The sequence below is a fragment of the Brevundimonas sp. GW821-FHT10A07 genome, from assembly GCF_059415785.1.
The window spans coordinates 72,867-85,423 of the sequence record NZ_JBWKNX010000004.1 but is presented as its reverse complement, the minus strand read 5'-3'; the positions used below and the strand labels follow the sequence as shown (position 1 = coordinate 85,423).

Annotated in this window: 11 protein-coding genes; 8 read left to right on the top strand and 3 right to left on the bottom strand. The window is 66.5% G+C overall.

Annotation, left to right across the window (positions count from 1 at the left end; all coding sequences use genetic code 11):
* Positions 1 to 56 precede the first annotated feature (56 nt).
* The 8 genes from AC07NC_RS04455 (at position 57) to AC07NC_RS04420 (ending at position 9,618) form a co-directional block, all read left to right on the top strand.
* On the top strand, positions 57 to 1,193 hold the full coding sequence (locus AC07NC_RS04455; protein ID WP_035308460.1) for an LptF/LptG family permease: 1,137 nt from the start codon (positions 57 to 59) through the stop codon (positions 1,191 to 1,193).
* Positions 1,190 to 2,326, top strand: coding sequence for an LPS export ABC transporter permease LptG (gene lptG / locus AC07NC_RS04450; protein WP_494568710.1), 1,137 nt, complete (start codon positions 1,190 to 1,192; stop codon positions 2,324 to 2,326). Before AC07NC_RS04455 ends, lptG begins: the two co-directional genes overlap by 4 nt.
* Before the next feature lie 33 nt (positions 2,327 to 2,359).
* On the top strand, positions 2,360 to 4,792 hold the full coding sequence (locus AC07NC_RS04445; RefSeq protein WP_426025934.1) for an LPS-assembly protein LptD: 2,433 nt from the start codon (positions 2,360 to 2,362) through the stop codon (positions 4,790 to 4,792).
* Positions 4,793 to 4,864: 72 nt separating this feature from the next.
* Positions 4,865 to 6,220 carry a peptidylprolyl isomerase gene (locus AC07NC_RS04440; RefSeq protein WP_230307514.1) on the top strand — a complete coding sequence of 452 codons (1,356 nt, stop codon included), beginning with the start codon at positions 4,865 to 4,867 and terminating at the stop codon, positions 6,218 to 6,220.
* Entirely contained in the window at positions 6,217 to 7,212 is a 996-nt protein-coding gene (gene pdxA / locus AC07NC_RS04435) for a 4-hydroxythreonine-4-phosphate dehydrogenase PdxA (RefSeq protein WP_494568709.1), read from the top strand. The genes AC07NC_RS04440 and pdxA overlap by 4 nt, the downstream gene beginning before the upstream one ends.
* Before the next feature lie 8 nt (positions 7,213 to 7,220).
* Positions 7,221 to 8,030 carry a 16S rRNA (adenine(1518)-N(6)/adenine(1519)-N(6))-dimethyltransferase RsmA gene (gene rsmA / locus AC07NC_RS04430; RefSeq protein WP_494568708.1) on the top strand — a complete coding sequence of 270 codons (810 nt, stop codon included), beginning with the start codon at positions 7,221 to 7,223 and terminating at the stop codon, positions 8,028 to 8,030.
* A gap of 77 nt (positions 8,031 to 8,107) precedes the next feature.
* Positions 8,108 to 8,491: a hypothetical protein gene (locus AC07NC_RS04425; protein WP_494568707.1), complete on the top strand. Its 384-nt coding sequence runs from the start codon at positions 8,108 to 8,110 to the stop codon at positions 8,489 to 8,491.
* Positions 8,488 to 9,618, top strand: a complete 1,131-nt coding sequence (locus AC07NC_RS04420) for a pyridoxal phosphate-dependent aminotransferase (protein ID WP_494568706.1) — start codon at positions 8,488 to 8,490, stop codon at positions 9,616 to 9,618. The genes AC07NC_RS04425 and AC07NC_RS04420 overlap by 4 nt, the downstream gene beginning before the upstream one ends.
* 265 nt (positions 9,619 to 9,883) lie before the next feature.
* On the opposite strand, the gene gmk is transcribed toward AC07NC_RS04420, so the two are convergent.
* Genes gmk through mltG form a run of 3 tightly spaced genes read right to left on the bottom strand, consistent with a single transcriptional unit; the run spans position 9,884 to position 12,556 of the window.
* Complete coding sequence (gmk, locus tag AC07NC_RS04415) at positions 9,884 to 10,525, bottom strand: guanylate kinase (protein WP_008262586.1); 642 nt, start codon at positions 10,523 to 10,525, stop codon at positions 9,884 to 9,886.
* Positions 10,515 to 11,399, bottom strand: coding sequence for a YicC/YloC family endoribonuclease (locus AC07NC_RS04410; protein ID WP_494568705.1), 885 nt, complete (start codon positions 11,397 to 11,399; stop codon positions 10,515 to 10,517). The genes gmk and AC07NC_RS04410 overlap by 11 nt, the downstream gene beginning before the upstream one ends.
* Complete coding sequence (gene mltG, locus AC07NC_RS04405) at positions 11,396 to 12,556, bottom strand: endolytic transglycosylase MltG (protein WP_494568704.1); 1,161 nt, start codon at positions 12,554 to 12,556, stop codon at positions 11,396 to 11,398. Before mltG ends, AC07NC_RS04410 begins: the two co-directional genes overlap by 4 nt.
* Between the last annotated feature and the right edge of the window lies 1 nt (position 12,557).

Sequence of the window (12,557 nt, the reverse complement as noted above, 5' to 3'; positions counted from 1 at the left end):
TGCTACTAGATGCGCCTCATTATCGCCGCCTGCAACCGGGCGAAGTCCATCCGCCCATGACCCTGATTCAAAGATACCTTTTCCGCCAGATCTCGCTGCCCGTGGTTGCGGCCTGCGCTTCCTTGGCTGGAATCGGGATTCTGAGCCAAAGCCTCGACCAACTGGAAGTCATTGTCGAACGCGGCCAGAGCGTGTGGGTCATGGTGAAACTGACCCTGCTGGCCCTGCCTCAGCTGCTGGCGGTCATCCTGCCGATCGGTCTGTTCGTCGGCGCCCTCATCGCCCTGACCCGAATGCAGCGCGAGCAGGAACTGACGGCGGCCTTCGCCGGCGGAATGACGCGATGGCAGGTGATCTCGCCCGCGGCGCGACTGGCGTTCCTCGTGCTGATTCTGAATCTCGTGATGACCCTGTTCGCCCAGCCCTGGGCCCAGCGTGAAGCCCGCAACCAGGCTTTCGCCATTCGCACGGACCTGGCGGCCCTGCTGGTCGAGGAGGGCCAGTTCGTCCAGGGACCGGACGGCCTGACCGTCTATGTCCAGCAGATCGAACAGAACGGCCTTCTGAAAAACCTGTTCGTCTACCTCGATGACGGCAAGTCGACTCAGAACTGGAGCGCCGCCGAGGCGCGTTTCGGTCGTGACGCCGCCAATGAACCGGTTCTCACCATGATCGACGGTTCCTGGCAGAAATATTCGTCGCGCGGCGTCCTCGAGACCCTGTCCTTTGACAGATACGACTTCCCCCTGGGTCAGTTCTCCGGCGTGACCGAGCAGATTCGCTACAAGCCGGCCGACCTCTATCTTCGCCAGTTGTTGAACCCCTCGCCCCGCGTGCTGGAGACGGCCGGCTCGCGCGGCGAACTGCTGGCCGAGGCCCACGCCCGCATCGCCGCCCCGCTCTACGCCCTTGTCGCCATGGCCATGGCCCTGGCCGCCATCATGGGCGGATCGTTCAGCCGCACCGGCTATTCGCTGCGGATCGCCAAGGCGGCGGGCGTCTTCCTGTTGGTCCGGGTGATCGGCTACGGACTGGTGGCCGCCAGCGCCTGGAACCCGTGGATGAACATCCTGCAGTATCTGGCGCCCCTGATCGTCGTCGCAGCGGCCGTGCGGCTGCTGTTCCGCGCCCTCAAGCCCCGCAAGCGCCGAAAGTCGCCGGTCATCGACCGGCTGCGCGCGAGATTCGCATGACCATGGCCCTTCTCTCGCCTTCCCGATTGCGTCTGCCTCGGCTGGGGCGGATCGAACGCTATGTGCTGATCCAGCAGCTTCGTTCCCTGGGCGTGGCCCTGGCCGTGATCTCCGCCCTGGTTATGCTTATCGACTTCGTCGAGGTGTCGCGCGGCGTAGGTTCGGATCAGGACCTTTCCGCCCTGCGTATCCTGGGCCTCGTAGCCCTGAAGTCGCCGTCGGTGATCGTTCAGCTTCTGCCCTTCGTCTTCCTGTTCGGAACCTTGGCCGCCTATATCGGCCTGAATCGGCGCAGCGAACTGGTGGCCATGCGGGCGGCGGGCGTTTCGGCCTGGCGGTTCGTGCTGCCGGCTGCAGGCATGGCCTTGGTCCTGGGAGTTCTGACCGTGACCGTTCTGGGTCCGCTCGCTTCGGCCGGCGACGGGCTGTGGCAGCGCGAACGGGCGCGCATCTCCGGAACAGCCCCCGGCGCCAGTTCCAACGACGCCATCTGGCTGCGCGAGGGCGACGACCAGAGGCAGATGATCATTCGCGCCGGGCGGCAGGACCGCGCCAACGCCCGGCTGCTGGATGTCACCTTCTTCATCTACACGACCGATGCAGAGGGCAACCGGGACTTTTCGGAACGGATCGACGCCCGGTCCGCCGCTCTCAGCGCCGGCCGCTGGCGGTTGACCGATGCGGTGGGCGCCAGCATCGGCCAGCGCGCCGTGACCTATTCCAGCCTCGACCTCCTCTCCAGCCTGGCGGATGAAGAGGCCTTCGAGCGGTTCGCCCGCCCCCAATCGACGCCCTTCTGGTCGTTGCCGAATCAGATCCAGCGAATCGAGGACGCCGGCTTCGCCTCCACCGCCTACCGCCTGCGCTTCCAGCAGCTGCTGGTCACCCCGCTGGTGTTCGCGGCCATGTCGATCCTGGCGGCGGCGTTTTCGTTGCGGCTGATGCGCCTGGGCGACCTGGCGAAGATGAGCGTGGCGGCCGTGGTCCTGGGCTTCGCCTTCTTCTTCCTGAACCAGTTTTCGTCCGCCATGGGATCGGCCGAGGTGGTGCCCCCCTTCGTGGCGGCCTGGTTGCCGCCGATATTGACGGCGCTCGCCGCCTTCACCTTGCTGTTCTATACCGAAGACGGCTAAGCGAGCGCCTCGCTCAAGACAGACGGATGGTTCATGCAGGGTGATCGCGATCAGCGTTCGAAGGCCTTCCGGGCGCGGCTTCTGGCCGGCGCGGCCCTGTTCGTCTGCGTCCCCTTCGCCGGTGTCGCCGCAGCGCAGACGACGCCCGCCTCGGACGGCCTGCCTCAAGGCGCCGTCTATGTCGACGCCGCCAGCACCAGCCGCACCGGCGATCTTATCACCGCCGAAAGCAACGGCGGCGACCGGGTCTATCTGCGCGCAGACGGCAATGTGCTGCGTGGCGACAACCTCGCCTATGACCTGTCCAGCGGCGCCGCCTCGGCCAGCGGGCGCGTCGAAGCCGTGTCGGCGGATGGGACCATCGTCTACGCCAGCCATCTGGAAACCGATCGCGACCTGAAGGCGGCCATAGCGGTCGATTTCGCGACACGGTTCGAGAACGGCGCCAGTCTGATGGCGGCGACGGCGGTTCGGCGGAGCGAAAACGTCAATGAACTGAACTACGCCATTTTCACCCCCTGCCCGATCTGTGATGCAAACGGTCCCAAACGGCCCAGCATCTCGATCCAGGCGGAAAAGGTGGTCCAGGACGAAGCCCTGCGCGCCGTCATCTATCGCAACGCCATTTTCCGGGTCGGCGGCGTCCCGGTCTTCTACACCCCGTTCTTCGCCCACCCCGACCCTACGGTGAAACGGGCGTCTGGCTTGCTGGTGCCGATCATCAACTATGATGAAGGCCGGGGCGTCTCGATCGAGGCTCCCTATCTTCACGTCGTGTCGCCGTCCGAGGACTGGCTCATCAGTCCGCAGATCAACACGCGCGTCGCGCCGCTGCTGAACCTGCAATGGCGCCGCCGGTTCGTGAACGCTTCGATCTTTGCGCGCGGCGGCTACACCTACGAACGCAATTTCGGCGATTTCGACCTGAACGGCGACGGCGCCTATGAAAGCAACGTCCGTTTCGGCGACAAGGAACACCGCAGCTATCTGCTGTCCCACGGCGAATACGATCCTGACGGCCCCTGGCGTTTCGGCTTCACGGCGGAGCGCACGTCCGACAAGACCCTGTTCGACCGGTATGACGTGCGCAACACCTATCAGGACAACGGGCTGTATTACGGTGACCGTCGTCGGCTGATCAGCCAGATCTACGCCGAGCGTCAGACCGAGCAATCCTATGTTTCGGTCGCCGCCTTCTCCATTCAAAGCCTGCGGCTGGACCCCGCCTTCGAGGCCAACGACTTCCGCGACGCCTCCGGCTTCAAGGTGTTCGAGGAGGACGACGATCTGCCCCTGGTCGCGCCGCTGATCGATGCGCGCTGGGAACCCGCAGGCTACGTCTTCGGCGGTCGACTGCGGCTGAAGGGATCGGCGGTTTCGCTGTACCGCGATAATTTCGTCGGCACGCCGATCCTGAACCCTGACATCGTGCCGGCGGTGACGACGGGCTTGTCCGGCGTGGATAGCCGGCGAGTGACCGCCCAGGCGGAATGGCGTCGAACCTTCATCACTGGCCTGGGTCTGCGGGTCGAGCCGTTTGTCGACGCGAGGGTCGATCTCTACTCCCTGTCCGATCTGCCGCCGATGATGGGGGTCGACAGCGACGAGTCGCTCAGCCGCACGCGCTTCAGCGCCGGGGTCGATGTCAGCTATCCGTTGATCAAACGCACCCAGCGCGCGGACATCATCCTCGAGCCGGTCGTACAGGTTTCGGTTTCCAACAAGGCCGACATAGATCCCCGCATCCCGAACGAGGATTCGCAGGTCATCGAGTTGGACGAGTCATCGTTGTTCCGCATGGATCGCTTCTCCGGATACGATCTGGTCGAGGGCGGATCGCGGGTCACGGCCGGCGGTCGTGCGACGGTTCGCTGGTCCGAAGGCCGTAGCGCCAGCCTGTTCGTCGGCCGAAGCTATCGCGCCGATGACGAAGACGCCTTCCGCACCACGGTGCCGGACAGCACGACCGGCGCGCTTTACGATCCGACCGGTCTTGCGTCCTCGGCGTCGGACTGGGTGGTGCAGGGCAGTTTCTCTCCTTCCGACCGAATTCGCAGCTGGGGTCACGCCACCATTGACGGGTCCGGCGACATTCGTCGCGCCGAGGCCGCAGTAGACGGCCGCTGGGGACGCCGAAATCTCGCGTCCGTCAGCTATATCGTCGATCGATCCAATCCCTTGTCCGGCGATCAGAATCGAAACTACGAATTCGTCCAGCTTTCGGGACAACAGTTCGTCTATGGCGACTGGGGCGTCGCCGTCACGGGCATCGCCGATCTCGAACGGAACGTCATCACCCGTCAGGAGGTCGGCGTGCTGTTCGACGACGACTGTTTCCGCGTCGAGTTCGGATATCGCCGCGACAATACACGCGTGCGGGCCAGCGGACCGTCGGACGGCGTCTATATACGCCTAAACCTCGCCACTTTCGGAGGTTCAGGTTATGGACAGGGTGAAATGCGTTGAGCATGACGCTTTACGGGGCGCGACCGTCTGCCGACCTGGCAAACGGACCGCTGTGAGGAATCAGGACGACCAATGGGTTTGATGCGTTATTCGACGGGGGCTGCGCTCGCGGCGGTCCTCCTCGCCGGTTCGGCTCATGGTCAGACGGCGTCCGCTCCGGCCGCTCCGCAGGCGTCCGCCGCCGGAGCGCCGAATCCTGCGGCCGGCGACGGTCCCGCAACGGCTCGCCCCGCCCCCCAGTTCGAGATGGCCGACGGCATCGTCGCCACGGTGAACGACAAGATCATCACGGGATTCGATCTGCGTCAGCAGATGCTGATGCTGATCGCCTCGTCGCAGGTCCAGCCGACCGAGCAGAACCTGCCGGCGATCCAGCAGGCCGCCCTCAACCGGCTGATTGAGCAGCGCCTGAAGGCGCAGGAGATCACCAAGTTCGAAAGCCTGAAAGTCACCGACCAGGAGATCGACGAGGAAATCGCCCAGATGGCGCGCCAGGCCGGCGTCACCCCCGCCGCCTATATGGAGTTCCTTCAGCAGGGCGGCATCCAGCCGAACGCCTTCCGCGAGAGCCTGCGCACCGAGATCGGCTGGGGACAGCTGGTGCCCGGTCGCTTCAACAGCCGCGCGCGTCCCAGCACGCTTCAAGTCGATCAGGAAGTCCGTCGTCTCAATGACGCGGCCGCCCAGCCCCAGTATCTGATCGGCGAAATCTATATCGAGGCGGCCCGAGTCGGCGGTCAGGAAGCCGCCATGAACGGCGCCCGCCAACTGGTGCAGCAGATCATCCAGGGCGCGCCCTTCCAGGCCGTCGCCCAACAGTTCTCATCGGCGCCTTCGGCTTCGGCCCGGGTGCCCGGCGACGCCGGCTGGGTGGTCAAGGGCACGGTCCAGCCCGCGCTTCAGACCATCTTCGACCAACTCCAGCCCGGCCAGCTGTCGAACCCGATCGCCGTCGATGGCGGGGTGTACATCATCTATATGCGCGACAAGCGCGACGGCGCGGCGACCAGCCTGGTCTCTCTGCGGCAACTGATGGTCGAACTGCCCGAGACGGCGTCGGAAGCCGATCTGGCCGCCGCGACCCGCACTCTGGAAGGCCTGCGTCAGGGACTGAACTGCGACAACATCCTGTCCCAGGCGCGCGCGACCCAGGGCGTGATCGGAGCGGACCTCGGCGAATCAGATGTCGCCAACCTCGCGCCCCAGTTCCAGCAGTTCGCCCGCACCGGCGAGATCGGCTCGGTCTCCACGCCGATCCGCACCCCGCTGGGCCTGCACCTGGTCGCCGTCTGCGGTCGCCGGGTCGGCGGCCCCGAGGCCCCGAACCGTCAACAGGTCGAGGGTCGTCTGCGTTCCCAGAACCTGGCCGTGCTCGAGCGCCGCTATCTGCGCGATCTGCGTAGCGACGCCCTCATCGAGTTCAAATGACCCGGCATCTGGTCCTGACGCTGGGCGAACCCGCCGGCGTCGGGCCGGAGATCGTGGCCGCCGCCTGGAACGCCCTGAAGACCGAGCCGCTGGCCTTCGCCGTCATCGGCGACGCGGACCTGCTCCGCGCTCAGGGCGTGCTGGTGGTCGAAATCAACACCCCCGCCGATGCGCTGCAGCCTTTCGGGCGCGCCCTGCCGGTGATCCATCGCCCCTTGCCGGCCGCGGTCGAAGTCGGCCGTCCCGATCCGGCCAATGCGCCGGCCGTCGCCGACGGCATCGAAGAAGCCGTCAGTTTCGTCCTGTCCGGCGAGGCGTCGGGCCTTGTGACCGCGCCGATCGCCAAGGCCCCGATGTACGCCTCGGGTTTCCGCTTTCCGGGCCATACGGAATTCATCGCCGAACTGACTGCGGACGCCCCCTATCCAGGCACGCGGGGGCCGGTGATGATGCTGACCGCCAGGGATCTGCGGGCTTGCCTGGTCACCATCCACGTCGCCCTGGGACAGGTCGCGGAACTGATCACCGCAGACCGCGTGGCCCGCACCGCCCGCGTGGTTCACGAAAGCCTCAAGCGCGACTTCGCCATCGCCCGTCCGCGCCTGGCCATGGCCGCCCTGAACCCTCACGCCGGCGAAGGCGGCGCTCTGGGCGTGGAGGAGATCGAGACCCTGCGCCCGGTGGCTGCGCAGCTGCGGGCCGAGGGAATCGACATCACCGACCCCAGGCCCGCCGACACCCTGTTCCACGACGAGGCGCGGGCCGGCTATGACGCCGCCCTGTGCATGTACCACGATCAGGCCCTGATCCCGGTCAAGACCCTGGACTTCTGGGGCGGAGTGAACGTCTCCCTGGGCCTGCCGATCATCCGCACTTCGCCCGATCACGGCACCGGTTTCGACATCGCCGGCCAGGGGATCGCCCGCGCCGACAGCCTGATCGCCGCCGTCCGACTGGCTTCGGAGATGGCGGCGGCGCGCGCCGCGCGCTAACAGGGCCTGTGACCGACCTTCCTTCCCTCCGCGAAACCCTCGACGCCCACGGCCTGCTGGCCAAGAAGAGCTTCGGCCAGCATTTCCTGCTGGACCTCAATGTGACGCGCAAGATCGTGCGCCTCGCCGGCCCGTTCGAGGGCCGCGCCGTGATCGAGGTCGGCCCCGGCCCCGGCGGCCTGACCCGCGCCCTGCTGGAATCCGACGCCGGCCCCGTGGTCCTGGTGGAAAAGGACCCGCGCTTCATCCCCCTTCTGTCCGAACTGGACGACGGCTCCGGCCGTCTGATCATCGTCGAGGCCGATGCGCTGAAGGTGAAGGAGGCGGACCTGGTCTCCGGCCCCGCCCACATGGTCTCCAACCTGCCCTACAACGTCGGCACCGCCCTGCTGATCAAATGGCTGACCGGTCCCTGGCTGCCCCACAGTCTGACCCTGATGTTCCAGAAGGAGGTGGCCGAGCGGGTCGCCGCCGGGCCGGGCGATGACGCCTATGGCCGGCTGGCGGTCATTTCCCAGGCCGTCTGCACCGCGCGCATCGTCATGCACCTGCCCGCCGCCGCCTTCACCCCGCCGCCGAAGGTGGCCTCGGCCGTGGTCCATCTGGTCCCGCTGGACGAGCGCCCTTCGCCCGAGCGCCTGAAGAAGCTGGAACGCGTCACCGCCGCCGCCTTCGGCCAGCGCCGCAAGATGCTGCGCTCCAGCCTGAAACAACTGGGCGGCGCCGCCCTGTGCGAGGCCGCCGGCATCGAGCCGGACGTGCGGGCTGAAACCGTGGACGTGGCGGGCTTCCTGCGGCTTGCGGATGCGCTCCAATGACCGACAAAAGGCCGAAGGTGATAACGCGTCCGCGTAGAAGTCCTTGGCCCTCAGTTTTGTTCGTCCTGATAGTCGGCGTGATGCTGATTCTACAGTCGGGACTGGAAATCTTCAGTGTCGGCATGGGCCTGAGCTGCGACGTAACTGGTGCTACAGAACGTGCGCCGTGGTTCATGGGGATTTGCGCCCTCATCGTTGTTTTTGCGATGATCAGCTTCGGATTTAAGCGAGCGCTTAGGGCTGTCGGACATGCCGTCGCATTGCAGCTAGCTCTGACTGGTTGGTTGATACTGACCTTGTTTGCTTATGGCCGTTGTATTTCGCAAGAATACCCGTCGTTCATGGAGCGTCACGCTCACCCCATCGGTTGGGTCCTGTTGGGTACGGGCTTGATGATGTTGGCTGGAATGCGTGCCGTGTCCTACTTCGCTAATCGTTCCTGGACTCGACCGAAAAGATGACCGTCGAACCCTTCCGCGCAATCTCCGTCAGCCGTCTGGCGCACCAGCTGAAGGCCCAGGGCCGTTCGATCATCCACATGGAGTTCGGCCAGCCCTCGACAGGCGCCCCCGTCGCGGCTATCGCCCGCGCGCATCAGGTGCTGGACGCCGACGCCATGGGCTATTGGGAAAGCCCCGACCTGCGCGCCCGCATCGCCCGCCTGTATGACCACCGCTATGGCGTCTCGGTGGATCCCGACCGCATCCTGCTGACCTGCGGCGCCTCGCCAGCTCTGGTGCTGGCGCTCAGCACCCTGTTCAAGCCCGGCGACCGCATCGCCCTGGCCCGTCCCGGCTATGTCGCCTATCGCAACACCCTGCGCGCCCTGCACCTGGAACCCGTCGAGATCGCCTGCGGTCCCGACACCCGGTTCCAGTTGACCGCCGCTCAACTGGAAGCCCTGGATCCGGCCCCCGCCGGCGTCATCATCGCCAGCCCCGCCAATCCGACCGGCACCATCATCCCCGAGGCAGAACTCGCCGCCATCGCCGAGGTCTGCCGCACGCGCAACATCGCCATCGTCTCGGACGAGATCTACCACGGCCTGTCCTATGTCGGCCCGACGCCGTCGATGCTGCAGTTCGCGCCCGACGCCATGGTGATCAACAGCTTCTCCAAATACTGGAGCATGGCCGGCTGGCGCCTGGGCTGGCTGCTGGTTCCCGAGACCCTGATCGACGCCGCCCGCGCCTATATCGGCAACATGTTCCTGACCCCGCCCAGCCTCAGCCAGCACGCCGGCCTGGTCGCCATGGACGCGATCGACGAGCTTGAGGGCCATATCCAGACCTACGCCCGCAACCGCGACCTGATGCTGGCGGCCCTGCCGGCCCTCGGTCTGAAGAAGATCGCGCCGCCCGACGGCGCCTTCTACATCTGGGCCGACATCGGCCATCTGACGGACGACAGCGTGGCCTTCTGCGAACAACTGTTGCGCGATACCGGCGTGGCCACCGCGCCCGGCGTCGATTTCGATCCCGTCGACGGCCATCGCTTCATCCGCATCAGCTTCGCCGTTTCCACGCCCGAGGTCGAGACGGCCCTGGCGCGACTCACGCCCTGGTTCGCTGCGCGCACGCCGCTCTGATCGCATCCGCAAAACATCGACTTGGCAATCGTGGGGCGTACCTAAGCAATCGCCCCTAGATAGAAATTTACCCTCTGGAACTCCTGTTGTGGAATAAAGGGTGCAGTTGAGCAGCGCCGAAGTCGACGTCGCGTAGGACGCCCCCGCCTGGCGTGATGTCGGCGCCGCTTCTCAGCCGAAGACGACACCGCGGCGGCACTGTTCCCCCTACGCCGGCCGCGGTGTCGTTGTTCTTTCCAGGTCGATTGCCCGGATCGGGTTCTTCTCAGACCGGCTCGCGCAGCAGGGCGGCCTTGTAGTCGCCCACCCACAGATTGCGGAAACGACGCGACCGTTCGGCATGATAGATGTGCGCCAGCTCGGCGTAAGACCGGTCGAAATCCTCGTTGACGATCACATAGTCAAAGGCGTCGCAGTGTTCGATCTCGCCCTTGGCGTTGGCGACGCGGCGCTCGATGACGTCGTCCGAATCCTGCGACCGGGTGATCAGGCGACGGCGCAGTTCTTCCAGGCTGGGCGGCAGGATGAACACCCGCACCGCATCCTCGGGGCATTTCTCGGCCACGTCCCGCGCGCCCTGCCAGTCGATGTCGAACAGCACGTCGCGACCCTCGGCCAGGGCGCGGTCCACGGGGCCGCGCGGGCTGCCGTACAGATTGCCGTGCACATCGGCCCATTCCAGGAAGGCGTCGGCGTCGATCAGCTTTTGGAACCGCTCACGATCGACGAAATTATAGTCGCGCCCATCGACCTCGCCCGGCCGGATGCCGCGGGTCGTCATCGACACGGACAGCTCCAGCCCGCCGTGATCCGCCATCAACCGGCGGCACAGCGACGTCTTGCCCGCGCCCGACGGGCTGGCGACGATCAGGAGGACGCCCCGGCGGGGCGTGCGTTCATTCGACATTCTGGACCTGTTCACGCAACTGTTCGATGACGGCCTTCAGTTCGAGGCCGATTCCGGTGAGCGCGGTCGTAGCCGATTTCGAGCAGAGCGTGTTGGCCTCACGCATGAATTCCTGCATCAGAAAGTCCAGTTTCCGCCCGGCGGGCGCCGAGACCAGCAGTTGGCGCGCCGCATCGATATGGGCCGTCAGCCGATCCAGCTCCTCGCGCACATCCGCCTTGGTCGCCAGGGCCGCCGCTTCAAGGAAGATTCGGTCTTCCAGACCCGGCGCATCAGGGGCCAGTTCGGACATGCGGCGGCTGAACCGATCGCGGATGGCCGCGACCTGGGCCGTGGCCTCGCTTTCAGCCTGGGCCACCAGGGCCTCGATTCGGCGGATGAACTCTTCCAGCACCGGCGTCAGTTGCGCGCCTTCGCCCTCGCGGGACGTCTTAAGAGCGTCCAGCGCCGCTTCGACCGTTCCGGCCATGGCGGCTTCCAGGATGGCGCGGGCTTCGGGGTCGTCCACCTCTTCCGGGGCCTCGATCACCCCACGCAGGGCCAGAAGGCCATCAGCCGACGGCGGGGTCGCCCCGTCCTCGGCCAGCTCATTGGCCAGGGTCAGATAGCGGGCCAGGACCGCCGCATTGATAGTGACAGCCGCCTCGCCGGTCTCGGCCCGTTTGGCCTGAACGCCGATGGTGACCTGGCCACGCGCCAGACGCGCCTGGGCCGCCGCCTTGGCGGCGCGTTCCAGACCATCGAACCCATTGGGGCCGCGGAACCGGACCTCCAGATTGCGGCCGTTGACCGAGCGGGCCTCGACAGACCAGGTCCAGCCTTCGCCCGCCCCGTCCGCCCGGCCGAAGCCGGTCATGCCGGACAGCCGGCTCATTGCGCGCCCCGCGAGGCGCCGACGGGAAGGGTCAGGGTCGCTTGCCCGGACGTCTGAGGCGCCGGTTCGACCGGTTCCGCCATGGGGACAGCGCTGGTTCCCGGCGCGACCGGCGCCGGCGCCTCGGGCGGCAATCCGGCCTTCTGGCGCTCGATCTGACGCCAGCGGGCGACATTGCGCAGATGCTCCTCATAGGTGGCGGCGAAGGCGTGACCGCCCGATCCGTCCGCGACGAAGAACAGGGCCTGTTCAGCCGGCGGATTCAGCACGGCCTGCAGCGCCTCCTTGCCCGGATTGGCGATGGGCGTCGGCGGCAGACCATCGATCTGATAGGTGTTCCAGGGCGTCTGACGGTCCAGCTCCGACCGACGGATGCCCCGCCCCAGCGGCCGCCCCTGGGTGACGCCATAGACGATGGTCGGATCGCTCTCCAGCCGCATCCCCTGACGCAACCGGTTGGAAAACACCGCCGCCACCCGCGGACGTTCCGCCGCCAGGCCCGTCTCCTTTTCGACGATGGAGGCCAGGATCACCGCCTCCTCGGGGTTTCGCACCACGGTTCCCGGTCCGCGTTGCGCCCACAGAAGTCGAAGATTTTCGCTGGCGGCCCGCTGCATCCGGTCGATCACCGACTGGCGCGTGTCGCCGCGTGCGATCTCATAGGTGTCGGGCCACAGGCTGCCTTCCTCCGGCAGGACCTCGACCGTGCCGGTCAGCACCGGCTCCTTGTTCAGGATGTCGAGCGCCTGGGCCGAGGACCAGCCTTCCGGCAGGGTCACGAAATGGCGCACCACCCGGCCATCGACCAACAGTTTGAGCACTCCGCCCAGCGACGTGCCCGAGGGCACCTCGTATTCGCCGGCGCGCAGCTTGCGGTCCGCCCCGGTGAAGGTCGCCGCCGCCTTGAACAGGTCGGTCGAACGGATGACCCCCGCCGCCTTCAGCTGTGCGGCGATGGCCGAGACGCCCGACCCGCTGGCCAGGGTCACGACCGTGCGGTCTCCCTGACGGGCGCCAGGCCCCGGGCCGTAGTAGACGCCCCAGACAATCGCCAGGGCGGCGATCAGGAACAGGCTGAACGTCGCCGAGGCGGTCAGCAACGTCACCGTCAGACCCGAACCGCCCCGCACCCTTTCAACCCGCCCCCGTCCGAACATG